General features: G+C 67.3%; 20 protein-coding genes. 12 read left to right on the forward strand and 8 right to left on the reverse strand.

Translation table 11 applies throughout. The features are described 5' to 3' along the window. Positions 1–30: 30 nt before the first annotated feature. Together ACQP0P_RS39285 and ACQP0P_RS39290 are read right to left on the reverse strand one after the other, a co-directional pair. On the reverse strand, positions 31–672 hold the full coding sequence (locus ACQP0P_RS39285) for a response regulator (RefSeq protein ID WP_433365668.1): 642 nt from the start codon (positions 670–672) through the stop codon (positions 31–33). Next, a complete protein-coding gene (locus tag ACQP0P_RS39290) occupies positions 669–1,835 on the reverse strand; it encodes a sensor histidine kinase (protein ID WP_433365671.1) in 1,167 nt (388 codons plus the stop codon). The genes ACQP0P_RS39285 and ACQP0P_RS39290 overlap by 4 nt, the downstream gene beginning before the upstream one ends. 444 nt (positions 1,836–2,279) lie before the next feature. Here ACQP0P_RS39290 and ACQP0P_RS39295 point away from each other — a divergent pair, with 444 nt between their 5' ends. The 11 genes from ACQP0P_RS39295 to ACQP0P_RS39345 all read left to right on the forward strand — a co-directional run bounded on the left by ACQP0P_RS39295 (position 2,280) and on the right by ACQP0P_RS39345 (position 13,034). Further along, positions 2,280–3,806, forward strand: coding sequence for an FGGY family carbohydrate kinase (locus ACQP0P_RS39295; RefSeq protein WP_433365674.1), 1,527 nt, complete (start codon positions 2,280–2,282; stop codon positions 3,804–3,806). After that, positions 3,803–4,609, forward strand: a complete 807-nt coding sequence (locus ACQP0P_RS39300; protein WP_433365677.1) for an SDR family NAD(P)-dependent oxidoreductase — start codon at positions 3,803–3,805, stop codon at positions 4,607–4,609. The genes ACQP0P_RS39295 and ACQP0P_RS39300 overlap by 4 nt, the downstream gene beginning before the upstream one ends. Before the next feature lie 48 nt (positions 4,610–4,657). Beyond that, positions 4,658–5,677, forward strand: coding sequence for an ABC transporter permease (locus tag ACQP0P_RS39305; protein ID WP_433365680.1), 1,020 nt, complete (start codon positions 4,658–4,660; stop codon positions 5,675–5,677). Between the two features lie 62 nt (positions 5,678–5,739). Next, the gene (locus tag ACQP0P_RS39310; protein ID WP_433365682.1) at positions 5,740–6,696 is read left to right on the forward strand and encodes a substrate-binding domain-containing protein; all 957 of its coding nucleotides are present in this window, start codon (positions 5,740–5,742) and stop codon (positions 6,694–6,696) included. Then, a complete protein-coding gene (locus tag ACQP0P_RS39315; RefSeq protein WP_433365685.1) occupies positions 6,696–8,189 on the forward strand; it encodes a sugar ABC transporter ATP-binding protein in 1,494 nt (497 codons plus the stop codon). Before ACQP0P_RS39310 ends, ACQP0P_RS39315 begins: the two co-directional genes overlap by 1 nt. Before the next feature lie 103 nt (positions 8,190–8,292). Then, positions 8,293–9,222 (forward strand): sugar-binding transcriptional regulator, encoded by a 930-nt coding sequence (locus tag ACQP0P_RS39320; protein ID WP_433365688.1) that lies wholly within the window; start codon positions 8,293–8,295, stop codon positions 9,220–9,222. Positions 9,223–9,323: 101 nt separating this feature from the next. Beyond that, positions 9,324–10,307 carry a thiamine pyrophosphate-dependent dehydrogenase E1 component subunit alpha gene (locus tag ACQP0P_RS39325; protein ID WP_433365690.1) on the forward strand — a complete coding sequence of 328 codons (984 nt, stop codon included), beginning with the start codon at positions 9,324–9,326 and terminating at the stop codon, positions 10,305–10,307. Then, the gene (locus ACQP0P_RS39330; protein ID WP_433365693.1) at positions 10,304–11,311 is read left to right on the forward strand and encodes an alpha-ketoacid dehydrogenase subunit beta; all 1,008 of its coding nucleotides are present in this window, start codon (positions 10,304–10,306) and stop codon (positions 11,309–11,311) included. Before ACQP0P_RS39325 ends, ACQP0P_RS39330 begins: the two co-directional genes overlap by 4 nt. Positions 11,312–11,345: 34 nt before the next feature. After that, positions 11,346–11,585 (forward strand): biotin/lipoyl-containing protein, encoded by a 240-nt coding sequence (locus tag ACQP0P_RS39335; RefSeq protein ID WP_433365696.1) that lies wholly within the window; start codon positions 11,346–11,348, stop codon positions 11,583–11,585. Positions 11,586–11,589: 4 nt separating this feature from the next. After that, positions 11,590–12,261 (forward strand): dihydrolipoamide acetyltransferase family protein, encoded by a 672-nt coding sequence (locus tag ACQP0P_RS39340; RefSeq protein WP_433365699.1) that lies wholly within the window; start codon positions 11,590–11,592, stop codon positions 12,259–12,261. A 5-nt stretch (positions 12,262–12,266) separates the two neighbouring features. After that, positions 12,267–13,034: a lipoyl protein ligase domain-containing protein gene (locus ACQP0P_RS39345; protein ID WP_433365702.1), complete on the forward strand. Its 768-nt coding sequence runs from the start codon at positions 12,267–12,269 to the stop codon at positions 13,032–13,034. 229 nt (positions 13,035–13,263) lie between these two features. On the opposite strand, the gene ACQP0P_RS39350 is transcribed toward ACQP0P_RS39345, so the two are convergent. Next, positions 13,264–14,595, reverse strand: a complete 1,332-nt coding sequence (locus tag ACQP0P_RS39350; protein ID WP_433365705.1) for a hypothetical protein — start codon at positions 14,593–14,595, stop codon at positions 13,264–13,266. A gap of 340 nt (positions 14,596–14,935) precedes the next feature. On the opposite strand from ACQP0P_RS39350, the gene ACQP0P_RS39355 reads away from it, so the two are divergent. Further along, positions 14,936–15,541, forward strand: coding sequence for a DUF1707 SHOCT-like domain-containing protein (locus ACQP0P_RS39355; protein ID WP_433365708.1), 606 nt, complete (start codon positions 14,936–14,938; stop codon positions 15,539–15,541). 666 nt (positions 15,542–16,207) lie between these two features. Here the strand turns inward: ACQP0P_RS39355 and ACQP0P_RS39360 are convergent. The 5 genes from ACQP0P_RS39360 to ACQP0P_RS39380 form a co-directional block, all read right to left on the reverse strand. Further along, entirely contained in the window at positions 16,208–16,807 is a 600-nt protein-coding gene (locus ACQP0P_RS39360; protein ID WP_433365711.1) for a hypothetical protein, read from the reverse strand. Positions 16,808–16,923: 116 nt separating this feature from the next. Continuing rightward, positions 16,924–17,529, reverse strand: a complete 606-nt coding sequence (locus tag ACQP0P_RS39365; RefSeq protein ID WP_433365714.1) for a NucA/NucB deoxyribonuclease domain-containing protein — start codon at positions 17,527–17,529, stop codon at positions 16,924–16,926. Between the two features lie 50 nt (positions 17,530–17,579). After that, positions 17,580–18,655 (reverse strand): IS630 family transposase gene (locus ACQP0P_RS39370; RefSeq protein ID WP_433365717.1). Its coding sequence is split into 2 segments (ribosomal slippage): positions 17,580–18,112 and positions 18,112–18,655, totalling 1,077 coding nucleotides; the frame shifts between segments, so codons are not numbered across the junction. A gap of 73 nt (positions 18,656–18,728) precedes the next feature. After that, on the reverse strand, positions 18,729–24,875 hold the full coding sequence (locus ACQP0P_RS39375) for a DNRLRE domain-containing protein (RefSeq protein ID WP_433365720.1): 6,147 nt from the start codon (positions 24,873–24,875) through the stop codon (positions 18,729–18,731). A 532-nt stretch (positions 24,876–25,407) separates the two neighbouring features. After that, a complete protein-coding gene (locus tag ACQP0P_RS39380; protein ID WP_433365723.1) occupies positions 25,408–26,319 on the reverse strand; it encodes a coiled-coil domain-containing protein in 912 nt (303 codons plus the stop codon). Between the last annotated feature and the right edge of the window lie 137 nt (positions 26,320–26,456).

The raw sequence follows: 26,456 nt of genomic DNA on the forward strand, positions 1-26,456 counted from the left end.
CCGGCGGGAAGGGCGGCGTCCCCGGCCGCTTCAGGCGTAGGGGACGACGAGTCCCGACTCGTAGGCGTGGACGATGGCCTGGGCGCGGTCGCGCAGGCCGAGTTTGGCCAGCAGCCGGGCGACGTGCGTCTTGACGGTGTGCTCGGTGACGACCAGCTCTCCGGCGATCTCGGCGTTGGACCGGCCCTTCGCGATCAGCCGCAGCACCTCGAGCTCGCGAGGGGTGAGGTCGGCGGGAGGGCACGAGCGGGGCCGCTGCCTGGCGAACTCGGCGATCAGCCGCCTGGTCACCTGGGGAGCCAGTAACGCGTCCCCGCGCGCGATCACCCGGACCGACTCCACCAGATCCTTCACCCTGACGTCCTTGAGCAGGAACCCGCTCGCCCCCGCGGAGAGCGCGTCGTACACGTGGTCGTCCAGATCGAAAGTGGTGATCATGAGTGCCCGGGTGGGCAGCTCGGCGACGATCCGGCGGACCGCCTCGATGCCGTTCAGCTCCGGCATCCTGATGTCCATCAGCGCCACGTCGGGCCGGGATTCCCTGGCCAGCCGTACCGCCTCGGCCCCGTCGGCGGCGGTGCCCACGACGGTGATGTCCGGCTGGGCGTTCAGCGCCGCGGCGAAACCGTGCCTGACGCTCTTCTGGTCGTCGGCGACCAGAACACTGATCACGCCGCCGCCTCCGCCCGCGTCAGCGGAAGGCCCGCCTCGATGAGGAAACCGCCCTCGGGCGCCGTACCGGTGTTGAGCCAGCCACCCAGCATGACCACCCGCTCCCGCATCCCGATCAGGCCGTGGCCGCCCGCGTTCGAGGAAGGGCCGGGGCCGTCGTCGCTCACCCTGATGGCCAGGGTGTCCTGCAGGTAGGCGAGCTCGATGCGCACGTTCGCGTCCGGCGCGTGGGAGCGGGCGTTGGTCAGCGCCTCCTGCAGGATGCGGTACGCCGACAGGTCGACGGCCGCGGGCAGCGGGACGGCGTCGCCGATGATGTCGAGATCGACCGTCCCCCCTGCCCTGCGGTGCTCTTCCAGCAGGTCGGGTACGCGTGCCAGGCCCGGTTGCGGCGAGGTGCCGCCCGCCCCGCCGTCGGTGCGCAGCACGCCGAGCAGTCGCCGCATCTCCACCAGCGTCTCGCGGGCGGTGGTCGCGATCTGTTCGAAGCCCTCGCGTGCCGGATCGCTGAGATCCTTGACCGTGTACGGAGCGGTCTCGGCCTCCACCGCGATCCTGGAGATGGAGTGCGCCACGATGTCGTGCATCTCCCGCGCGATCCTGGCCCGCTCGGCCATGGCGGCCTGCTCGCACTGTGCGGCGATCATCTGCTCCACGCTCTCCTGCCGGACCTCCTTGACCTCGCCACGGGCGCGGGCGAGGTCGGCCAGCAGCGCGATGCCGCCGACACAGAACGCGATCATGGCCCCGTAGACCACGGCGGCGGCGAGCCCACCCCTGCTTTCCCAGCTCAGCAACAGGCCCAGTACGAACAGCCCGGTCAGGGCCAGCACGGTCACCCCCCAGGCCCATGCCTGCGGCAGCAGCCTGAGCAGGGTGTAGAGGGCGAGGGCTGCGGACGCGGCGATCGCGAGGTTGGACAGGGGATGGATACCGCTGAGGAGCAGCCCGACGCCACCGACGAATGTCGCGGCCAGCGCCGCGGGCGGGTTCACCCTGCGGAAGGCCAGGGGCAGGGTCGCCAGCAGCAGGAGAGTCGTCATCATCCCGTCACGGCTCCAGGCCTGCCCGACGGCCCAGACCGCCAGCCCGATCCCGATCGCCGCGTCGAGGACGTGGACCGGGCCGATCCTTCTTTCCGGTAGAACGCTCATCGGAGTCATGCGCAGAATTGTGCGGGCAGGCGAGGAGTGTCCGCGTCACTCGAAGGAATGACGTTCAATGGCCGGGCAGACTCCCTGAGCGGCGACCCTGTGACTGGCCGACACCGTCACGATCACCGCTCAGAGGCACGCCCCTCCCCCACGACACGCAGGCGAGCTGCGGCTGCTTCTGCCCGGCCACGGACACCTCGTGTCGTCCAGCGGTCGGCAAAGCCAGCAGGTCAAGGGCGTGCGCGGACCGGGCGACTCTCCTCACCGCACCGCATTCCGGGAGTGAAGTCTTTAACGGCAGGACTGTTGACACACTCATCCGCTCGCTGCCACCATCTATTGACCAGCCATTCATTACTGAATATTTATGCAAATAGCCTGTGCGGTACAGCGGCGACACGATCGTTCGCTGCTCCCTCACAGTTCGGGTGACATTCGGCAGGAGAGATCATCGTGGCTGACGCCAGCATGCCCAGGGGTGTCCCCGCGGTCGCCGCCATCGATCAGGGGACGAGTTCCAGCAAAGCGGTCGTGGTGGGCGCCGATGGCAGAGTCCTCGGCAGGTCCTCGGTCGGAATCGGCCGGGCCGACCCCGCTCCGGGCTGGGTGGAGCAGGACGCGAACGAGATCCGCGAGAGCGTTGTCGCGGCGCTCGTGACCGTCCTGGACTCGGTGGATGTCGAACTCGTCGGTATCGGTCTGTCGAACCAGCGCGAGTCCGCCGTCATCTGGAACCGCAGAACGGGCGAGCCCCTCGGCCCGGTCCTCGGATGGCAGGATCGGCGCACCGCGGATCGGGTACGCCCACTGGAGGAGTCCGGCTGGGCCGCCAGGATCCGTGCGAAGACGGGCCTTCCGCTCGATCCCATGTTCTCCGCGCTCAAGTACGAATGGCTGCTGGACCAGGTCGATCCCGACCGCGAGGCGGCCCGCCGGGGCGAGATCGCGCTCGGCACGATCGACTCCTGGCTGACCTGGACGCTGACCGGCGAGCACCGCATCGAGATCGGCAACGCCAGCCGTACCCAACTGCTCAACCTGGAGACGCTGACCTGGGACAGCGAGTTGCTCGAAGTGTTCCGCATCCCGCACGTCTGCCTGCCGCGCATCTCCGCGTCGGCCGAGGCGACGGCCGCGCTCATCGACATCCCCGGCGTTCCCCGGGGCACGAGCATCCATGGAATCCTCGGCGACTCGCACGCCGCCCTGTACGCCCACGGGGTGCGCGCTCCCGGCCAGGTGAAGGCGACATACGGCAGTGGCAGCTCGATCATGGGCCTCGCCGATGTCAGCGGTGGCCTGCCCGGCGCCCGTGTCCTGGACGGTCTGGTCACCACCATCGCGTGGGCCGACCCCCTTCCGGCCTTCGCCTTCGAGGGGACGATCCTGTCGACCGGCGCCACGCTCCTGTGGCTCGCGAAGATCCTTGGAGTCGACCCGGCGCAGCTCAGCGTGCTCGCGCAGTCCGTTCCCGACACCCAGGGCGTCGATCTCGTACCGGCCTTCGCCGGTCTGGGCGCGCCCTGGTGGGACGAATCGGCGGTGGCACTGGTCAGCGGCTTCGGGCTGGGCACCGGCCCAGGCCATCTGGCCCGCGCGGCGTTCGAGTCGGTGGCGTTGCAGACCGAGGACCTGTTCTCCGCGGTCGAAGAACGTCTCGGCTCACCGATCGACACGGTGCTCGCCGACGGCGGGCCCAGCCAGAACGACTGGCTCATGCAGGTGCAGGCCGATCTGAGCCAGCGGCGCGTGGTGCGCAGCAACATCGCCGAACTCTCCGCCACCGGTGCCGCCCATCTGGCCGGCGTCAGCTGCGGGTTGTGGACGGCGGACGAGTGCCTTCGCCTCCCCCGGGACCGCTCGCCGTTCGACCCCTTGATCGAGAGACCCAACGCCGACGCCCGCCGTCAGACGTGGCGATCGGCGATCGAACGCTCCCGATTCCAGCCCGGTATCCCCAGAAAGCAGAGCGATAAATGAACGAACAGGCATCGAACATCTTCGCCGGGCACTTCGCCGGCAAGAAGGTGCTGGTGACAGGCGCCGCCCGGGGCATGGGATGCACGATCTCCCGCTCCTTCGCGGCGGCGGGAGCCGCGGTACTGCTGGTCGACCGCGATGACGAGGTGCACGAGACGGCGAAGCGGCTGCGCGCCGACGGGCTCGACACGCGCGCCTGTACGGCCGACGTCACCGACGACGCGGCCGTCAGGGCGGCCGTCGCGGTGGCGGCCGAGCAGTGGGGGCGCATCGACGTCCTCATCAACAACGCGGGCGTGATCAGCGTCGAACGGCTCACCGATCTGACGACGGAGGAGTTCAAGCGCGTCCTCGACGTCAACACCGTCGGCCATTTCATCGTGGCGCGAGAGGCCGTGTCGCTGCTGCGCGAGAGTGGCGGCGGTGTGATCCTCAACGCCGCGAGCGCCCAGGCGAGGGAGGGGTTCGTCTTCACCCCGCACTACGCGGCCAGCAAGTTCGGGGTCGTCGGCATGACACAGTCCCTCGCCAAGGAACTCGCCAAGGACAACATCCGGGTGAACGCGTACTGCCCCGGCATCGTGATGACCGATATGTGGGGCTACCTGGATGGTGCCTGGGGGTCCAAGCTCGGGGACTACCGGCCCGGCGAGCTCGTGGCGGAGTGGATCCGCGACATACCGCTGCAGCGACCCGCCACCGAGGCCGATGTGGCCAACCTCCTGCTCTTCCTCGCCTCCGACGCCGCCTCCTACATAACCGGCCAGACGATCAACGTCGACGGCGGAATGTCGATGGACTGACATGGACCACCCGAACATCCGTAAGCCGCATTGGAGCCAGAAGTGGCCATGACCCAGAATCCCGCGAGCGCCGGCCCCCGAGCCGATGACGGCCGGCGGTCACGGCGCGGCGCGGTCAAAGGCGTAGCGTGGATCCTCGACGGAGTGGGCGGCCCGTTCCTGGGCCTGGTGGTGCTTGTCGCCATTATGGCGATCTTCGCGCCCAACTTCGCCAAGCCCATCAACCTGATCAACATCCTCGACCAGGTGACCGTACTCGGGATCCTCGCGCTGGGCGCCACCGCCGTCATCATCACCGGCGGCATCGACCTGTCGGTCGGTTCCGTGTTCGCCCTGTCGGTGATGGTCCTCGGCTGGCTCTCCCACGACGGCGGGATGCCACTGTGGATCGCGATGATCGCCTGTGTGGCGGTCGGCGGCCTCGCCGGGCTGGTCAACGGCCTCGCGGTCACACTGACGCGACTGCCTCCGTTCATCGCGACGCTCGCCATGATGTCGGTCGCCCGAGGTCTGGCCAACATGACCACGGACGGACGTCAGATCACCGGCTACCCCGAGTGGTTCTACTCACTGGCATCGACTAGGTACGGCGGCTTCCTCTCGATCACGTTGATGGCGCTGATCGTGCTCTACGTCATCGGGTGGGCCATCCTGAAATATCGGTCAAGCGGCCGTGCGGTCTACGCGGTCGGTGGCAGCCCGGAAGTCGCCCGCCTGGCCGGCATCAAGGTCAAGGCCGTGACGACCTGGGTGTACGTCGTGGCCGGACTCGCGGCCGGACTCGCGGCCATCGTGCTCGCCAGCCGTCTCGACTCCTCCCAGCCCAGTGCGGGAGAAGGGCTCGAACTTGACGTCATCGCCGCGGTCGTCATCGGAGGCGCCAGCCTCGCGGGCGGGGTCGGCCGGATCACCGGCACGCTCGTCGGCGTGCTCATCGTCGGCGTCATGCACAACGGACTCAACCTCCTCGGCGTGTCGCCGTTTCTCCAGCAGGTGATCATCGGCGTCGTCATCGCCGCCGCGGTGTTCACCGATGTTCTCCGGCGCCGTAAGGAAAGAAGCGCATGACCGCCGAACGGCAAGAGATCTGGAACGTTCCCACAGAAATCACCGGGAAAGGAAACCCCCGAATGTACAAAACACGCCGGCCGGTAAAGATGTTCGTCGGACTGATGGCCGCGGCCGTCCTGTCCACGACGCTCGGCGCGTGCGCGTCGAGCACCGGTGCCGACGACGGCGAGATCACGATCGGTCTCGCGATGCCCAACCAGCAGTCCCCCTTCTACGTGGCGATCCGCAAGTGGGTCGAGGACGAGGCCAAGCGCGAGAACGTGAAGGTCCTGGTCGCGGACGCCAAGAACGACGCCGACGACCAGGTCAGCCAGGTCCAGGACTTCATCACCCGAGGGGTCGACGGGCTCATCTACATCCCGGCGGGCGCCGCCGCGGCGACGGTTCCGGTACGCGCCGCGAAGTCGGCCGAGATCCCGGTCGTCACGGTCGACCGCAACCCCAAGGATGCCCCCGGCGACACGTTCATCGCCACCGACAGCGTCGCCGCCGCGCAGGAACTCGGCGAGTGGGTCGTGCAGAACGCCGGTGACAAGGGCAACCTCGCGATCATCCAGGGCCAGCTCGGCACCACCCCCGAGGAGGCGCGTGACCAGGGGTTCAAGAAGGGCATCGAGGGCAGCGCGATCAAGGAAGTCGCACGCCAGGCTTCCAAGGCATGGCTTCAGGACGAGGGCTACCAGATCACCACGGACCTCCTCCAGGCACACCCGAACATCGACATCATCTTCGGGCGGGCCGACGGGCTCGCGCTCGGCGCGGCCCAGGCCGCGCGCAACGCGGGGTCCAAGGACGTGCTCGTCGTCGGATTCGACGGAGACCCCTCGGGCCTTGAGGCGGTGAAGAGCGGCCTGCTCTCCGCGACCGTCACCCAGCAGACGACGCTCATGGGCAAGCTCGCCGTCCAGTCGACGTTGAAGCTGATCAAGAAGGAGCAGGTGCCCGCCGAGCAGCTGCAGAAGGGCATCTTGACGACCGGGGAGAACGTCGACCAGTACATTGCGAACCACCCGTGATGAACGAGCCCGCTCCGAGCCCGATACTGACGGTTCATGGAATCTCGAAGTCGTATCCGGGCACCGTCGCACTGCGGGGAATCGACCTTGAGGTGCGGCCGGGTGAGGTGATCGCCCTTCTTGGTGAGAACGGCGCCGGAAAATCCACCCTGTCCGGTATCATCGCCGGTGCGATCCAGCCCTCCACGGGCACCATGACCTGGCAAAGCCGACCGTACTCACCGGCGACGCCACGTGACTCGATCACGCGGGGTATCGGCATGATTCATCAGGAGATGCGGCTGCTCCCCGACCTGACCGTGGCCGAGAACGTCGCGGTCGGCCGATGGCCCACCCGTGCCGGTTTCCTCAGCGGGAAGACGATGCTCCGGCAGGCGCAGGAGCAGTTGCGCAAGGTCGGGTTCACCGGCAGGGTGAATCAGCCCGTCCGGGAGCTGAGCGTCGCAGGCCAGCAGCAGGTGGAGATCGCCAAGGCGCTCATGCTCGACGCCTCGCTGCTCATCCTCGACGAGCCGACCGCCGCCCTCGGCGAGACGGAGACGACCGCGCTGCTGGAGTGCGTTCGCTCGCTCAGGGCACAGGGTGTTTCGTTCATCTATGTCAGCCACCGTCTCGCGGAGATCGCGCAGATAGCGGACCGCGTCATCGTGCTCCGCGACGGGGAGAAGGTCGCGGAGCACGACAGTGGGGGCATCGCCCCTGACACGTTGGTGCGGGAGATGGTCGGGCGCAGCGTCGACCGGCTCTTTCCGGAGTTCGACGCCCCGCGCGATGAGGTCGTGCTGTCGGTCGAGGGCGTCTCCGACCGGGCCGGCCGCTTCGATGACATCTCACTCACCGTGCGCGCCGGAGAGGTCTTCGGCATCGCGGGCATCGTCGGCGCCGGGCGCACCGAACTGGTGCGGTCCATCGCCTCCCTGGAACCACTCCGCTGCGGCGAGATCAAGGTCGACGGTGTGCCGCTCCCGCCGAACGATCCGATCGCGGCCAAGGCGGTGGGAGTCGTCCTCATTCCCGAAGACCGCAAACGACAGGGCGTCATCCTCTCCGACACCATCGAGGACAACATCGCGCTGCCGAATCTCGCCGCCATAACGCGGTACGGCTTCGTCACCCCCTCGGGCGTCACCAGATTCGCCCGGAAGGCCGCCGCGCGATTCGGCATCAAGGGCGACATCGGTGACCCGGTGGCGACCCTGTCCGGCGGTAACCAGCAGAAAGTCGTCCTTTCCAAGTGGCTCTCGTCGGATCCGAAGGTCATCATTCTCGACGAGCCGACCCGGGGCATCGACGTCGGCGCACGCGCGTCGATCTACGAGGTCATCTCCGAACTCGCACAGCAGGGCAAGGCGATCATCGTGGTCTCCTCGGACCTGGAAGAGGTGCTCGGTCTCGCGCACCGGATCATGGTTCTTGCCCAAGGACGGAATCAAGGGATCATGGAGGCGGCGGAAGCGACCGCCGACCGCGTCATGGCGTACGCCACCCAGTGAACATGTGCCACCGCAGACCGGAGCGATCGGTGACATCGATGGTTCAGAAAGGAGAAGCCGCGTGATCGGGAGGGCGGGCAACGAGAGTCGCGACTCGGTAGCCATGATCGTGCAGGTCGCGCGGATGTACCACGAGCAGAACATGACCCAGCCGGCGATCGCCGAGCAACTGCGCATCTCCCAGTCGCGTGTGTCGCGATGGCTCAAGCAGGCGGTGGAGATGGGGATCGTCCGCACGGTCGTGTTGCCGCCCGAGGGTGTCCATCCGGAACTGGAGGAGCAACTCGTACAGAAGTACGGGCTGCGACAGGCACTCGTCGTCGAGAGCAGTGGCGACGAACGCTCCACCATGTGGGCACTGGGGGCGGCGGCGGCGACCTACCTTGAGGCGACGCTCGCGAACGGCGCGCGCGTCGGGTTTTCCTCATGGTCGGAGACCCTGCTGGCGACCGTCGACTCGATGGTGCCCCTCAAGCATCGGCGCGCTGAATCCATCGTGCAGATCATGGGCGGAGTGGGACAACCGGAGGCGCAGCTCAAGGCGACAGAGCTCACGTTCCGGCTGGCCCGCATCGCGGGCGGCACCCCTATGTTCCTGCCCACGCCGGGCATCGTCGCGACGCCGTCCGCGCGCGAGGCCCTTTTCCAGGACCCGAACGTCGTCGAGACGGCGCAGGCCTGGGAACGTCTCACCGATGTTCTCGTCGGCATCGGCAGCGTCACGCCGTCGCCACTGCTCCAGGTTTCCGGCAACGCCGTGTCCGAGGCGCAGATGCGGACGTTGCGCGAACTCGGCGCGGTGGGCGACGTGGCGATGCGTTTCTTCGACGCCGACGGCCGGCCGGTCGACACCGAGTTCAACGACCTGGTCGTGGGCATCGGCGTCGAGGCGCTGTTGAAGACGCCGCGACGTGTGGGCATCGCCGGTGGCGCGCGCAAATTCGAGGCCATCCGCGGCGCCCTTCGCGGGGGGTGGGTCGACGTCATCGTCACCGACCTGGAGACCGCGCAGGCGCTCGTCGCCGACAGCTGACCGGAAGAACCGGCGCAGAACCCGAAAGGTGCCATCCGGTCCTTCGACGGTACTATTGAGAATAGCAATTCGACATTGAATATCTATGCAAGGGAGGTTCTGTGCGCACCGGCATATCAACGTCCACGCTGCTGGAGATGCAGCGGCGGATGACGCGCATCCGGCGCTTCGAGGAGCGCGCGGCGAAAATGGTCAAACGCGGCCTGATCCCTGGAGCCGTGCACACCAGCATCGGCCAGGAGGCTCAGGTCGTCGGCGCCTGCATGGCGCTCGACGACGACGACTACATGACGGGGAACCACCGCAGCCACGGCCATCCCATTGGCAAGGGCTCCCCTCTCGGCCCGCTGATGGCCGAACTCGTGGGCAAGGCCACCGGAGTGTGCCGTGGCAAGGGCGGGTCGCTGCACCTGGCCGATTTCTCGGTCGGCAGCCTGGGCGAGTCCGGCATCGTCGGATCCTCCATCCCGATCGCGACCGGCTCCGCGTTCGCGTCGAAGATCCTTGGCCGCCCGCGGGTCTCACTCGCGTTCTTCGGCGACGGCGCCGCCAATCAGGGAGTCCTCTATGAGGCCATGAACATGGCGGGTGTCTGGAAGCTGCCGGCCATCTTCCTGTGTGAGAACAACCAGTACGCGCTCAGCACGCCGGCGCACACCGTGACCTCCGGCAACATCTTCGAGCGCGCGGCCGGGTTCGGCATCCCCGGCGTCCGGGTCGACGACGGACAGGACGTGCTCGCGGTGTACGACGCCGTGAAGACCGCAGCCGACCGCGCCAGGTCGGGCGAGGGCCCGAGCCTCGTGGAGGTCATGACCTACCGCTTCAACGAGCACTCCGAGGGTCTGCGCATTGACGACTACCGCGACAAGGAGCAGATCAGTGAGTGGCTCCGCCGTGATCCGCTGGACTACCTCGCCGCGCGGCTCCGCGATCGTGGGGTCACCGACGAACAACTCAAGGCGCTCGACGCGGAAATCATGGACGAGGTCGATCGTGCGGTCGAGTTCGCGAACGAAAGTCCCTATCCCGAGCCGTCCGTCGCATTCGAGGACCTGTACACCGATGAGGTGACCACCGTATGAGCGTCATGAGCTACCTCGGAGCCATCGGCGCCGCGCAGCGCGAGGCGATGGAGGCCGATGAGCGCGTCGTCATCCTGGGTGAGGACGTCGAGGCCAACGTCTACGGCACGACGGGCGGCGGAAAGTCGCGAAGCAGCGAAGGCGACTTCCTGCAGTTGTTCGGCCGTAACCGCATCAGGAACACCCCGATCTCCGAGGAAGGGATCGTGGGCATCGCGGCCGGTGCCGCGATGACAGGGCTGCGCCCCATCGTCGACCTCTCCTATTCGAGCTTCCTCTACATGGCGATGGACCAGTTCGTCAACCAGGTCGCGAAGAACCGCTACATGTTCGGCGGCCAGGCGTCCATGCCCGTCGTCTTCCGCTCGGCGATGTTCTACGGCCTCAACACGGGCGCGCATCACTCGGACCGGCCGTACCCGATGTTCATGAACGTACCCGGGCTGAAGATCATCGCTCCCGCGTCACCTGCGGACGCCAAGGGGCTGCTCCGCGCCGCCATCGATTCCGATGACCCGGTGCTGGCATTCGAGGCCGTGAAGCTGTGGGGGCTGAAGGGCGAGGTCAGCGACGAGGCCTTCCGAATCCCTCTGGGAGTCGCGCGGACGGCCAGGGAGGGGACCGACGTCACCCTCGTCGCGATCTCCGGTTCCGTGCCCGACGCGTGCGTGGCCGCCGACCGCCTCGCGGAGGAAGGCGTGTCGGTCGAGGTCATCGACCCGCGCACGCTCGTTCCCCTGGACACGACCGCGATCCTCACCTCCGTCGCGAAGACCGGGCGGCTCGTCGTCGTCGAACCGGCCCACCGTACCTGCGGGGCCGCGGCCGAGATATCCGCCCTCGTCGCGGAGGAGGTGTTCGACGCGCTCAAGGCACCCATCGTGCGGCTCACCGCGCCGGACATGCAGATCCCGTTCAGCCCGAGCCTTGAGCAGCAGATGTACCCCACGCGCGATGGCATCACCGCCGCGCTCCGGCGGGTGACCGGTCTCCTACCGGCGTAACGATGTTCGGACACACAGGAAAGGAAGCTGGAAAATGAGGGTTGAGGTACTGCTCCCGCAGTGGGGGATGGGCATGAGCGAGGGGACCGTGTCCTGCTGGCTCAAGAAGGTCGGCGAGCGGGTCGTCGAAGACGAACCACTCGCCGACGTGGAGGCCGAGAAGGTCGAGGAGACCGTGGAGTCTCCGGCGACAGGCGTTCTCACCGAGATCCTTGTGGCTGAGGGAGAGACCGCGGAAGTCCGCGCGGTCATCGCCGTCATCGAGACGGACTAGGACGATGACCGTGGACGGAAGCGGCCCCGCCGTGCGCGACGCGGTGCCGCTGACCGGTATCAGGCGGGCCGCGGCGCGCAAGATGATCAAGGCGTGGGAGGCGCCGGCCTTCACTCTGACGATCACCGTGGACATGTCGGCCGCGCTCGCGGTGAAGCGGCGCGACGCGGCGGCGACCGTGACCGACAGGTTGATCGAGTGCTGCGCGAGAGCACTGGTGGGGCACCCGCAGCTCAACGCATGGTACGACGACCTGGCCGTCACGCAGTTCGACCAGGTCAATATCGGGGTGGCGGTCGCGACCGACGCGGGTCTCATGGTTCCCGTCGTTCAGGGCGCCGACCGGCTCGCGCTGCCGGAGATCAGTGCTGCCCGCCGTGATCTCGTCTCCCGGGCGCGGGCGGGCCGGCTCGGCAGGGCCGACGTGACCGGGGGCACCTTCACGATCTCCAACCTCGGTATGCAGGGCGTCGACCGGTTCACCGCGATACTCAACGTGCCACAGGTGGCGATTCTCGCGATCGGCGCGACCACAGAGCGGTACGTCCGTCGTGACGGCGTGGAGGCGTGGGTCCCCCAGGCCGACTTCACCCTCACCTGCGATCACCGAGCGGTCGACGGCGCGACGGGCGCCGCCTTCCTCACCGAACTGCGCGCCCTGATCGAGACACCTTGATTCCCGTGCCCCCCGCCGATCTGGCCGATCCCTCGACAGGAGACCCGTTTCAGCACGTTGCGGGTCTCCTGCGGGAGTTCTCGCGAGAAGAGCGGACATTCCCCATCCTCCATATCCGTCGGTTACGGCCGGTCGTCGCCTTCAGCCGTCGTGACACGAGGAACCCCCGGTTCGAGCTCGCCGCCGCGGCGGCCATGGCACACGGCTTCGCCGCCCACGTCCGCCCGGTCGGCGGATCGGCCGCCCCCCTGCACCAGGGCAGCCTGGTCCTCGATCACTACGGCGTCGACCCGGACGGCGTCGTGTCCCCGCACCACCGCTTCACCGCGGTCGCGGAGGCGCTGCGCGCCGCCCTGGCCTCCCTCGGCCTGGATGCCCGTGTCGGTCCCGTGCCCCGGGAGTACTGCCCGGGCGACCACAGCGTCAACGCCCGGGGCCGAGTCAAGATCGCCGGTATCGCCCAACGGATCCGGGGGCGCTCCTGGCTGGTCAGCTCCGTCGTGCAGGTCCACGGCGGCCCCGCCCTCCGCGAAGTGGCACTGGCCTGCTACGACGCGCTGGGCCTGGAACTGGACCCCGCGACGATCGGCACGGTCGAGGAGGAGGTGGGCATCCCCGATCCGCACACCGTCGCCGCCGAGATCACCACGGCGTACGTCACGCACGGACTCATACGCCCCGACGACATCCTTGACACCACCAAACCCGAGCGCACTCTTCCAGACGCGAGTGGGCCTCCGTCAGGAGGTTGTCCCGTAGCTCGTGGAACTTGAGGTGGCGGTCCCCGCCTCGGGGCCTACCTGGTGACAGGTCTCGAGCAATCGCCAAATCATTCCGACCTGCTGACCATGCAGGACCCGCCCTCGCCCGAACCACGAGAACTCGCCGATCGAGGCCGGGATCCACTCGGCTACGGGGAACTGTGGTTCGACGCCGAGGAGGACGAGGTCGAGCCGGCCAGGATCATCGTGGCCCCGAGTGCCCGCGGCAGGGGAACCGGCCCTACGAGGCAAGACACATCGCCGTCCGCAGCAGGGTCAGCAGGTGGCGCACGGGGCCCGTGGCAGGCCGTACGGAGTCGAGCACGGGGAGGTCGGCCGAGCGGAGGGTGGCTGGGGGGCGCTCGGCCAGGGTGGCGACGGCTCCGGCCGCCGGGTCGCGTACCACGTAGACCGCGCTTTCCGTGGCCAGTGCGTGTCGGGAGCCGTCGGGGGTACGCCACAGTTCGATGCCGATCGAGTCGGACAGCTCACGCGACCCTGTGACGTCGGCCAGGGTCTCGGTGTCGAGGTAGCGGACCTCGCCGCCCCTGTTGGAGTCAGGGGTTCCGTCCAGGATCATGATCTCGTGGCGCTGCGGGATCAGGATCGGGCAGTGTCCTCCACGGCGCGGGCGCAGGCCGATGCTTCGTACCCGTTCCAGGGTCACGCCGGTCGCCTGCCAGATCTCCAGGCACTCGTTGCCCGCCGCGACCAGGCGGTCCGGGGAGAGGAAACACAGTTCGCGATAGTGCTCCTGTTCCGGTGAGCGCGCCAGGACGTGGCAGGGCGGCTCGATGATGCGCAGCGTACGGCCGTCCACGGCCAGCCGGCCGGAGGACGGGTCGGCGGCCATGTGCGACGGCAGGATGTTCAGCCCCTGCTCGCCCCAGACCAGGTCCTCCTCCATGGTGACCTTTTCGATGCGCCCGCCGTCGCCGGTGTAGTAGGTCAGGTGGCAGTCGGCGGGCTCCAGATTGCGGCCGAGGTGGGGGTAGTGCCGGGCCAGCACCGCGAAACGGTCGTGGTCCAGCCAGGTCAGCGCCGCGATCAGGGAGAACTCCTCGGGCTGCAGCATCGTCCTCTCCGCGGCGTTGCGCACGAGACCGAGGAAGGGGTTCGGTGGGATCCAGTCCATGCTGAAGATGGACGTGCCCTTGTTCAGCATCACCCCGGAGTCGGCGTCGCCCGCCCGGCGGGCGACCTGGCGTCCGTCGTCGAGGTCGAACACCTGGAGTTCGTGGCGGTGAATGGACGTCCAGCCTCTTGTGCAGACCGCCAGCCATCGGCCGTCCGGGGACAGCGAGCCGGTGGTGATCCAGCCGTCGACGGGGATTTCGAGCAAGGGGGCGGCGGTCAGGGTGGCGCACGCCTCCTCCACGGTTCCGGCCGGGGTCGCGGCGAGCAGGTCGAACAGGAGGCGTGCCGGGCCGGCCGGCCGCCACCGCTCGTCGAACAGCGGCAGGACGCGGTCCGCCTCGACGAGGGGGACCTGCTGCTGGACCAGATCCCACAGGTCCGCCCAGCGTCGCTCCCCCGCCGACTTCGCCGCCGCGTCCTGCCAACCATGTCTCATGTGTCCCCTCCTGGCTTCGTGATCAGGCTAGGAACGCGGGCAGGTGCGAGGCATCCGCCGGGCGGGGGATGCCGGGCGGTGGTTCGGCACAAGCGGGATCCAAGGGACTCGACGAGTGGACCGAGGCCCGCCGCCAGATGGGGCTGGATGTCCTGGCGAAAGCTCGAACGCGGGTCATCATGAGCGACACACCGCAACAGAAACCCATTTCACCGACACTTACCATTTAACCTGCAGAGACAGGGTCACCCGGAGATCAACTCATCCACCACTTCGCTGGACGTGACCGAACCCCTTGGCAAGCTCCCCGTCAGGATGAATGAGAACTATCGTGACCAGCATGGAAAATCCCCCTCAGCGTAGGGACTCCCAGATGTCGCACCTGCGCGCCTCGGACAGCAACAGGGAGCAGGTCAGCACCATGCTCGGTGAAGCCCTGAGCACCGGTCAGCTGAGCCACGAGGAGTACTCCGAGCGCCTGGACAGGCTCTACCAGGCCAAGACCGTGGGGGAGCTCGAGGTCCTCACCCGCGACCTACAGGTCGATCGGCACCATCCGGCCGCGAACCCGGTGTCCCACCTGCCGGGTACGAGCTCCAAGCCCGAGAACATCGTCGCCATCTTCGGCGGTGCCGACCGCAGGGGCCGTTGGCGAGTGCGGCGGCGGACCAGAGCGCTGGCCGTCTTCGGCGGCCTGCGGTTCGACCTGACCGGCGCCGAGTTCGAGGCGAAAGAGGTCGAGATCACGGTCAACGCGATCTTCGGTGGGGCCGAGATCATCGTGCCCGAGGGGACGGAGGTACGCTGCCACGGCATCGGCATCTTCGGCGGCTTCGACGTGCACGGCAGCCCGGACGTCGACCCGTCGGCGCCAGTGGTCGTGGTGAGGGGCCTGGCGCTGTTCGGCGGGGTGAGCGGTAAGGCCCGGCGCCGGCGCGAGCGCTGAGCCCGGGGCGCTTCGGAGTGTCCGGCATGGGCGTCCAGGACGGCACGACGACGACGCGACATGACGATGATCACGTAGAACTCCCGGAGGCCGCATTTCATCCGCCGGTCACCATCACTACCGGCATTGCCGGGTGGACTGCCGTGGTCGTCGGCGCGTCTGTTCCTGCGAAGCCAGGTCCTGCTTCGGCGTTTCCGGGCGTTCGATACGGGTGGGGTCGCCGCGTACGAGCTCATCGTGGACGCGCCGGCGGGCGGTGGTGACGGCGCGCCCCGCCGTCTCGTCGCCGTCCTCGATGCGCTGTCGCAAAAATCTCAATACTTATGATCGCCTCAGTATCAGGAAGGGGGAATGGGGCCGATGATGTTGGCTCCTATTCCGTCGACCGTACAGGTACCGTGATCGAGTTCCGGAAGTTCCTCCGGAAACAGATCGGCGACGTCAGCGACTTTTAAATGAGTCTGCTGTGCTCGAAATGGGTGAGGACAAGTGCGGCGCTGGCTGTGTCACCGATTTTGCCAGGGCTTCCCTGCGGATCAGCCTGCCCGATGCTGGGAGCCCAAACGCCTGCGCTTACGCCTTTTTTCGGCCGCTGGATGCCCGGTCAAAGGCGGCGGGAAATCACCCCTCAGCCGAGACCTCTAACCGACCACACCAAGATCGAGACTAGGCCTCCTCCCACGTTCCCTCGGGGATGCGGTAAAGGGTTCGGGTTGACGCGAACCATTCCCGGTTGAGGAAGCGTCCTGTGATTCGGCCTACCATGCATAACATGAGGTGCAGGTGTTGCCTGTGGCTTTCATCCTCACTGAGCGCGAGCCCGTTCGCATATGGCCTGTAGTCAGGGAGGTCCATGTGTCCTTCCTCATCCGGCGGACCGGCGTATCCGAGCTGTGCGCCGTCGTAGTAGAGGTACAGCCCCTCAAGGAGATAGCGGTCGTCGTCGTAACGGATCTGGAAGACGCGCCGTTTTCCCAGGTTGCGGATGGCGGGGTGGTACGGATAAAGGCCGAAGGCGAGGACGTGTGTCCAGCCAGGCGCGTGCGGGCCGATCCAGACGGTGTCCGCCGGCCGCCCCTGGTACATCTCGATCAGCGTTTCGAGGTCGCACTCCAGCTTCGTGTCCGGATCCACCCGGAGTAGCCGGGACACTTCTTCCGGATCGTCGCTCTCGACCCAGAGTCCATGGAAGTAATAGTAAAGATTGTGCTCGACCAGCAGGTCCCACTGGTTTTCCGCGGGAAGCGCCCGCTCCGGATTGTTCATTTTCCCATCCTCGCGCCGTGGCCTTGTCGGGCAAATGGAGTTCGGGGTCACCGGGCGGTCACCCGGCAACCCCGCTGCCTACAGATAAAACTGACTAAGACTCGGTCGTCCGACCCTTAATCCACAATCTTCACCCAGAAAGGGCTGTCGCTGACCTTGGTGGGGGTTTTCTCAGGGTCGTATGTGATGAGTCGGTATTCGCCATAAAACGCCTGGAGGGCGTCTCCGTGATTCTGGTTGTAGCTGGTGTAGACCGCTCGAACGGAATAGTTGATCTTGTCCTTGGCTGCTCCCTGCTCAGTGGAGGCGAAGGGGTATTCGTCGCACTCAAGCGCGCCAAGGTGATTGGCCGCGTAGAGCTCCTTGAAGTAATACTTGCAGTAGTTTCCCGTCGTCCCGACTATGCTGAAATTTTCGTCCTGGGGTACGTAGACACTATGCGAGGAGAAGACCCGTCTGTTGAGTTTCTCGTTCCCGTCGGAGCCTCTCCACAGCGGCTGCCCCTCATCGGTGTTCGGCGGCTTGGCGTAGTTTCCTGCGATGATTTTCTTCCGCTCGTTCCCCAGCGGCCCCCTGATCGGTGGATACTTGACATCCTCTCGCCCCTCGGTCGTGTCTCCCGGGCGATACGGCGGGAAGGTGCCGGCGTTCTTGCTCTGGTCCAGAGCATCCTCGATGTGTTCGATGACGGGCAGGAAGTTTTTGTTCTTGCTCTTCGACATTACGAAGACGCGGTCGGCTCTGATGTACTGAGCCTGAAAGTTGGGCGTTGCTACGGTGCGTCGGACAGGACGAGGCCGGTCTCGGCGATGAATCCGGCCAGGAGTTCGGGTTGGTATTGCATGGGCTTGAGCCGGTTCTTGATCAGGGCGGTCAGCTGGTCGATGTCATTCACGGTGAAGTTGAACAGCTTGGTGCGCAGCGCCGCCCAGATGCCCTCGGCGGGGTTGAGGTCGGGGGCATACGGTGGGAACCGGTAGACCAGCAGCCAGTCTTTTTGGTTGGCGATCCAGGCGCGCATCCGGGCCGAGACGTGCTCGGGCAGGCTGTCCCATACCAGCGAGATCGGGCCGCCCAGCTGGGCGTGCGCGGAGTTCAGCAGGGACTGCAGCGCCACCTCGTTGAACCCTTTGTTCTCGTGTTTACGGCGGTGATAGGTGAGCGTGCGGTAGATCAGCCGGGTCCGCTCGCCGGGCCGGACGCACAGCAGCGCGGCGATCGAGGTACGGCCCGAGCCGCGATAGGACACCGGAAGGACCGGTGTGTGGCCCTTGGGTGCCCAGGTTCTGCCTTTGGGCGGTCTTAGGCTCTGGCCGGACTCGTCGGCGAAGACGAGCCACGAGCCCCAGGCCGCCCGGGTGCTTTTATCGCCGACCACGCCCGCTTTCCCCAGGTGGCGACCTGCGCCTCATCGCGTTGGCCGGCCCGGTGCGCGGGCACCTGGAACGACCAGCCCAGCCGCCGCAGCAGGTAGGCCACCGCACGCGGGGTATAGCAGACGTGGAATTTCCGCGCGATCAGCAGGGCGATACGCGGGCTGGTCCAGCGCTGGTCGTCCCAGCCGTGCACGGCGGCGCCCTGGCCCAGTAGCGTCTCCAGCAGCCTCAACTGCTCGGCGGTGAGTTTGCAGCCGTTGCCCGCGGCGCCTTTGGAGACCAGCGCGGCCTTGCCTCCACGACTCCACAGGGCGTGCCATTCGTAGGCGGACTTGGGCGTGATGCCCAGCAGTTGGGCGACCCGGGTCGGGGTGATTCCCCCGGCGAACATGTCCGCGGCCCGGAACCGCAGCCTCTGCCGACGGTCCCGCTCTGGCGCGGACAGTCCTCCGCTTCTATCGGAGTACCTCATCCTTCAAGACTGCCACCTGGACAAATACCACCTGGCAGGCGCCTGGTAGTTACCTCACGCCCACACTTCTTGATCAGTAGATGCAGCCGCCCTTGTGCTGGTCTCCGAATAGTCCGTTCAACTTCCAGTCGCAGCGGAAGCTGGGGGCCCACAGGCTGTTACTCGGAGTGCCGTGCCCCCATCGCACTACACCGAGCCGCTTACCCCGCCCGCCGAGAAGCTCCTGATCCCACAGGCGCAGCTTGCCTTCCTTGCCGTCGTACGCCGTGATCGCGGGCATGATGGAGCAGACTTCTCTGTCTATGGGGGCCGTCGGCTCCGTTGTTGCGATGACATATTCGAGATACGTCCCGCGCCAGCCCGCAATCGTCTTGATCTGGCTCGGCGCTCCGCTCGTAATCTTGCATGTCGACGACGTCTCGAGACCGAATCGGATTTGCATGTCGTCCAGCTCGTCATCCAATTCGGTGCGGCGCACGCCCGTATTGTAAATTCCGAAATCGGATAGCTTCAGCCAGAACTTCATGTCCTGTGGCTTCAAGCCGTTGGTGGAGGCACCTCCATTGTAGATACCCTTCCCCGTGCTGTTCCCCAAATAACTGGACGCCACCCAGGTCGCCCGGAACGAGAACACGTCGCCGGGGTGCAACTGATTCACCAGCATCGCCGGTATCCGCAGTTGCGGGGGGAACAGGTTGGTCCACGCTGCCGGCTTGCGCTTCTTGACGCCGTCAACGTCCTCTTCCTCCCATCCCGCGTACCCGATCCACGCGGTCCAGCACGCGTTGTAAGGGCGCTCCTGCATGCGGGAGTAGGAGTCGGTGAATCTGGGCGCCTTTTGGGTGGCGTGGCAGTCTTCCAACGACGGATGCTCGTACTTGAAGTTGGAGGTGACCGACGCGGCCGTGGAGGCGGCGGGCGATGCCGAGGGCGTCCCCCTCTGCGTGACCTGGGTGGCCGGGATCGTCAGGAGAGCGGCGATCTCAGCGGCGTCGAGTGACCGCTGGTAGATCTGGATCTCGTCGAGGTCCCCCTGCATTCTGCTGCCCAGGGCCATGGCGGTGTCAGCGTTCCACGTCGTGAAGCTGACGGGGGCGGTCTTGATGAGGGTTCCGTTGAGGTACAGCGTGGCGGTCTTGGCTTCCGCGTCGTACACGCCGGCCAGGTGGAACCACTCGTTGACCGGCGGTTCGACGTCGGACAGCGCGCCCTCGACCGTCGCGTCGGTGGTGTCGGCGCTGGTGAAGGTGAACACCAGTCCGTGGTCGGGGGTGTTGCCGAGCCGGAAGGGTGCCTGGTGGGTGCCCTTCTGTTCAAGGACGGTGTAGTCGCCGTCCTTGTCGCTCCAGCGCAGCCAGGCGGCGGCGGTGAAGCTCTCATCGGTGCGGATCACCGGTCCGGTGGTCTGGGCCAGGGGCTCCTCGCCGGGCTGGGTGACGTCGACGGTGACCTGCTGCCAGTCCGACCAGGCCGAGGCGGTCTGCTCGGAGACGGCGCGCAGGCGCCAGCGCACCTTCCACCCGTCGGTCAGCGTGTCGGCCGGGACCGCGATGCTCGCCTGCGTGCCGGAGGCCACGTCGTCCACGGCGCCGGTCCAGATCTGGCCGCTGCCCTGCCCGGTCGCGGCCGGGTCGTGCTCGATCTCGGCTTCGGCGCGCAGCATCTGGCCGGTCGGGTGGGTGAGGGTGGCCTTCAGTGTGGGGGTGAGCGTGGTGGTCACCGTCACGCCGTCCACCACCTGCGACGGGGTGACGGCCAGGGCGGTGGCGGTGGGCTTGGGCAGACTGACGGTGAAGGACTGCCAGTCCGACCAGGCCGAGGCGGCGGTGGCCGAGACCGCGCGGGCCCGCCAGCGTACCTGCCAGCCGTCGATCAGTGTGTCCGCCGGGACGGCGATGCTCGCCTGGGTTCCGACCGGCACGTTGTCGGCGCCGCCTGCCCAGATCTGGCCGCTGCCCTGCCCGGCGGGTGCGGCCGGGTCGTGCTCGATCTCGGCCTCCGCGCGCAGCGGCTGCCCGGCTGGGTCGTTCACCTGGGCCAGCAGCGCCGGGGTGCGGGTGGGGGTGACGGTGGTGCCGTCCACCTGCTGGGACGGGGTGACCTGCAGCGTGCCCACGGCCGGTTCGGAGACCGGGTCCGGCAGATCCACGGTCAGGTTCTGCCAGTCCGACCACGGTGAGCTCACCGTGTTGACGGCCCGGACGCGCCAGCGCACCTTCCACCCGTCGGTCAGCTTCCCGTCGGGGACGGTGGCCGATGCCTGGGTGCCGGAGGCGACGTCGTTGACGGCGCCGGCCCAGATCTGGCCGGTGCCCTGCCCGGTGGCGGCCGGGTCGTGTTCGAGTTCGAACTCCGCCCGTACCGGTTGGGCGGCCGGGTCGGTGACCGTGGTGTGCAGGGCCGGGGTCAGGCTCGTGGTGACGGTGACGCCGTTCACCGTCTGGGAGGGGGTGACCTGGAAGGCGCCGGCCGTCGGGTTGGGCACGTCGACCGTGGCCGTCTGCCAGTCCGACCACGCCGAGGTGGTGGAGGCGGCCGCGTTGGCCGCGCGGACCCGCCAGCGGATCTTCCAGCCGTCGGTCAGCTTCCCGGCGGGGACGCCGGCGGTGGCCTGGCCGCCGGAGGTGACCGCCGGCGAGGCTCCGGCCCAGATCTGGCCGCTGCCCTGCCCGGTGGCGGCCGGGTCGTGCTCGACCTCGAACTGGCCGGTGAGGTTGCCGCTCGCGGGGTCGGTGACGGTGGCGGCGAGCTGCGGGGTGAGCGAGGTCGTCACCGTGGTGCCGTTCACGGTCTGCGCCGGGGTGATGGCCGGGGCGGAGACGGCCGGTTGCGAGGCCGGTCCGCTGGTGGTGATGGTCAGCTTCGGTGGCAGGTTGAAGTCGGTGTCCTCGGAGGAGGTGAACACCCGGTAGTTGTTGATGTTCGTCTCGCCGGGCGACTTGAGCACCAGGCCGTGGTTGGCGGCGCCGGCGGCCCAGTCCTGGGCGATGCCGGTGACGTTCCAGTCCATGCTGTCCGGGTAGGTGGCGCAGTCGGAGGTGACGCCCTTGAAGTTGGTGGAGGCGTCCTCGGTGGTGTGGGCGGGCTTGTTGGCCCAGTACACGTTGTCCGGGTCCCAGGCGCCGGTCAGGCGGGCGACCTGGATGCCGTTGGCGAGCGCGGCGCCGCAGTTGTGGGCGTCGATGGTGTTCATCGACAGCGTGGCGGCGGTCACCGTGCTGCCCTGCAGGCCTGTGCTGTCGAACCGCAGGTGCACCCGTGCCTTAATCCCGCTCGTCATGGTGCCGGCCATCATGTACTGGTTGTCTGGGAGCGCAGGTGAATCGACCGTGTCGTACGTGCTGACCTCGACGTCGGCGCCGAGCGGCAGCGTGACCGCCGCGGCCACACGCACCGGGTAGGTGGTGCCGGCATCGGCCAGGAACGCCTGGTCCGGCTTGACCACCAGCTCCGTACGACCGCCCTTGGTGACCACGTCCGTCCCGGCCTGGCCGCGTTTGGCCGACGCGAGCCGGCCCTTGCCGCCACCGTCCGACACGATCGGCCGGGTCCCCGCGGCGACCAGCTTCTTGTCCTTGCCCTTCAGCAACAGTCGGCCGCCCTTGCCCTCGGTCAGGGTCAGACCGTCGTCATCGACGCCGATCCGCAGCTCCAGCGGTTTGGACGGCCGCTGCCGCAGCACCACCTCGTGCCGGAACCCGGCCGGCAACGCCGTCACCACCAGGTCCGCGCCCACGCCCGCGGCGTCGGTGTAGGTGGCCACACTGCCCTTGACGGTCGGCTTGGGCAGCGGCGTCGGCCAGCGCAGCGCGTACGACTTCCCGTCGGCGGACATCTTCACGAACGGATCCGTGCCACCGGCGGACAGCTCCACCAGCGCTCCCTCGGCGAGGGTCTTGGGCCGCAGCTTGCCGCCCTGCTCGGCCAGCGAGGGGTTGATCGGCGCCCACACGCTGCCCTGCCTGGTACGCACCGGACCGGCCGTGACCTCGGTTGTGAACGTCTTCCCGTCAGGCTGAGCGTAGGTGATGCTGGTCGCGGTCGTCTCGTCGGTGACCTCGACGGCCTTGCCCTGCCTGGTCGCCGCGCGGGAGGCGGCGATCCGCGCCTGCGACGGCACGTTGGAGACCGCGTTCCCGTTCTTTCCGGCGATCCACGCTGCTGTCTCGTTCAGGCTCGCATCGTGATCATTCCCGGAGGAGTCGGCAGCCGTACGGCCGTCCCCCTCATCGAACGTCCAGCGGCCCGCGGCCTGCCTCGGAGTGGTGAAGGACCAGGTGTAGGGGTCCATCATGTTGTCCCACAAGTCGCTTGCCCCCGAGACCACGGCGGTGTACGTGGTTCCCGGTTTCAGCGCCTGCGCCGGGGTGAAGGTCACCACCGTCTCGGTGCCGTCATACGTCACCGTCCCTGCTGCCTCGGCACCGCCGGCGTCCTTGAGGACCACGTCGGCGCCACCGGTCGGCTCGTGGAAGGTGACCTTCAGCGTCGTGTCAAGGGGGACATCGACGGCACCGTTAGCGGGTTCGACGGAGACCACTTGCGGCGCTCGGGTGTCTTCGCCGTTGCCCTCGTAGCCCTCATCGTTGATGTCGAGTTGGTCCGTCCCGACTTCGTACGCCTCTCCGTCGCGCTGTCCCGCGATCTGGCCGGCGAACTCGTTGCTGATCGAGATCTGCTCACCGGCCTCAGGTTCGTACACCGACCTGGTGAGGGCTTGCTCGTACGTCGGAAGGCTTGTGATCGGGTCGGGCGAGGTGAAGAAGAAGTCGTCGATGACCGGAGGCCGCGGTAGTTCGACGTCGACGGTGAGGATGGGCGGGTGGAGTTGGAACTTGCAGTCTTCCAGTGGCGTGGTCCTGCAGCCGCCGGCGTCCTCGGAGGCGTAGCGCCGCCAGTTTCGCAACTCGGATTCGTTACCTGTGGTGAGCTGGATGCCGTAGTTGGTGGAACCGTCGATCCATGCCTGGACAATACCGTTGAGTGAGTGGGTCAGGTTCCAGGCGTAGTTGCAGTCCTCGCTGTAGGCGCCGTACTCGGTGTCCGCGCCCGCACCGATAACAGACGGCTGGCTGTTCCAGTACAGCAGCATGTCATCCCAGGCAGAGGTGATCCGCCGCGCTGTGATGCCGGAACCGACCGACGTACCGCAGGTATTGGACAGGTGGTTCCACAGGTGCAGGTCGGCGTTTTGCACCGTGCTGCCCGCGAACTCGGCGGGGATGTCGGGGAACTTGAGGTAACCGCGCCAGCGCTTGGCGATGCTGCTGGCGTAGGACTTGCCGACCACGATCTCGGAATCGGCGAAGGTGTCCCAGCTGTCGGTGAGGTCGACATCGTTGATGTAGGCGTCCATGCCACCGCCGGTGTGGCCTTCGTACCAGTCATCCGCCGCGGCGGTCATCGTCACCGGGTAGGTCGTCGCCGCATCGGCCAGGAACGCGGCGTCCGGCGTGAAGACCAGGGTCTTGCCGTCTTCGGCGAGGGTGACGGCGGCCTTGCCGGTTTTGCCCGCATCGAGCGGGGCGCCCGCGTCGGCGGCCTTGGCGTCCCGCAGCAGTGTCGGTCGCACCTCGGTCAGTGTCTTGCCGTCCCTGCCCATGATGGTGGGCCGGCCTGCGGTGTTCTTGCCGAAGGACATGCCCTTGGGCAGGTCGAACGGGACGTGGAAGGAGACCGGGCCGGTGGGCCGTTCGGCGATGGTGATCTGCTGCCGGAACCCGGTCGGGTGCGCGGTCACCACCAGGTCGCGGCCCTTGCCGTAGGCGGACCGGTAGGTGGCGGTGTTGCCCTTCAGTGTGGGCTTGGGCAGTTTTCCGCCAGGGGCTTCGATCTCGGTGGTGTCCTGGCCGGTCCTGCTCTTCAGCAGGACGGTGTCCGCGCCCGCCGACAGGGTCAGGTCGCCCTGGATGGCCTTGGGTTTGATGACACCGTCTTGCTGCACCAGTGTGGTGTCGATCGGGGTGAAGCCCTCACCGTTGGCCTTCTTGACGCGCACGGGCTCGGTGGACAGCTCCACGCGCACGGTCTTGCCGTCGGGGTTGGCGTAGTACGTGGCGCTCTCCGAGCGCAGTGACTCGATCTCGACGCGCCGGTTGTCCTTCTTGGACTGCGCCAGCGCTTTGCCGATGGGGGTGGTCGGAGTAGTAGGGGTGGGGGTGGGTACGTGCGTGGGGGTGGGGAGTGGGGTGAGGCCCTGGGCGATCGCGGGCGCGCTCATCAGCGAGAGCGGCAGTGTCAGAGCCGTGATCAGGGCAGCGCGGCGGCGCGTCCGAGCAGATAAGCCCGACGCTAATTGTGATGTGTTCACTCCAGCCTTTCGAACAGGTGTATCAAAACAGAGTGATCATCACATGTGTTATGGATTTATGTAAAGATCCTTTTCGGTGACTGGGAAGGCGGGTTTCCGTGAGCACGGATTTGTGGAGCCCGTATCACTGATGGCGCCAACGGCGGATCGCCGGCGTGTAGGAGGAGGCCCTGGCCGGGCTGCGCGAGCAGGAACAGCTCGGTCAGGGGCGCGATCCCACGCCAAGTGCCGGGGTCATCGACAGTCAGAGCGTGCGCGGTACCAAACGTGGCGACCTGCACGGTCACGACGGCGGCAGGTCAAGGAAGAACCGTCAGATGCCCTCCGGCGAGGACCGCACGAGGCAGGTCGTCGAAGACGTGTGAGCGCCGGGCCGAAGTGCCCTAGATCTACCCTGAGAGCCTCACATAGCGAGATCACCGCAGGTCAGAAGCCTGGCAGCTCAGAACATCGAGATGTGCACGTGGTCGATGTGGTTGGCGGTGTTGCCGCCTCGGTTGGACATCATCTTCCAGCCGGCGCCGGTGCGGACGTCGTAGTACTTCTGCTGCCAGATGATGTACATGACCCCGTACTTGTTGCCGTTGTCGATGGCCCACTGGGCGAGGCGGTTGCCGCGCTCCAGGGCGTCGGAGGTGGGGACGCGGCCACCGGTGCTCATCATGAAGTCGCAGGCCCGGCCGGTGCCGTGGTCTCCCGGGTCGCCGGGGCGCAGGCAGCCGTAGCCGTAGGGCATGGGGAAGGTCTGCAGCACGACGTTGCGCATGGTGACCGTGCGGGGGGTCAGGCCGCCGTTGCCCGAGGGGGTCTGGAAGCCGTACTTGGCCAGCAGTCCCTCGATCCTGACCCGCTGCCGCTTGAGGTCGGCGATGTCCCTCTTGAGCGCGACGATCTTCGCGTCGGCGGTCTTCTCCGCGGTCTTGGCCTTCTTGATGAGGCTCTTGACCCGGTTGAGCTGGGTGGCGCGGCGGCTGGCCAGGTAGGACATGGTGGCGGCCTGGCTGAGGGCCATGGTGGGGTCGCCCTGGAAACTCAGCAGGCTGCCGTCGTCCAGGGCGCCGCCCATGTAGGTGGTCTGGGCGAAGCGCACGATGTCGGCCTCGGCGGCCACCAGGGCGCGTTTGAGGCTTCTGGCGTTGACGGTGGCCTTGCCGGCCTGGACCCGGCTCTCCTCCAGGCTCTGCACCTGGCCGCGGTAGTTCTTGTTGATCTCGGCTGCCTCCTGGGTCAGCCTCTTGAGCTCGGCCTCCGGGTTCGGCCTGGCCGCGCGGAGCGGGGCCGCCCCCGCCACGGTCGGTGACAGGAGCAGCGCCGCGAGCAGGGCGGCCAGGATCGCCGAGCGAGTCGGTCTCACGCTTCGCTCACCTCCGGCGCCCCCTCATGGACGGAGCGAAACTATAGAAGACGATCTTGAAGCTCGCCACCGGAACGGAGGAACTCGCGCACCATTGACGAACTATCTGCCCATTTAGGGTGATTTGAGTAAACATT

The organism is Streptosporangium sp. CA-115845 (genome assembly GCF_050943795.1).
Classification (GTDB): Bacteria; Actinomycetota; Actinomycetes; order Streptosporangiales; family Streptosporangiaceae; genus Streptosporangium.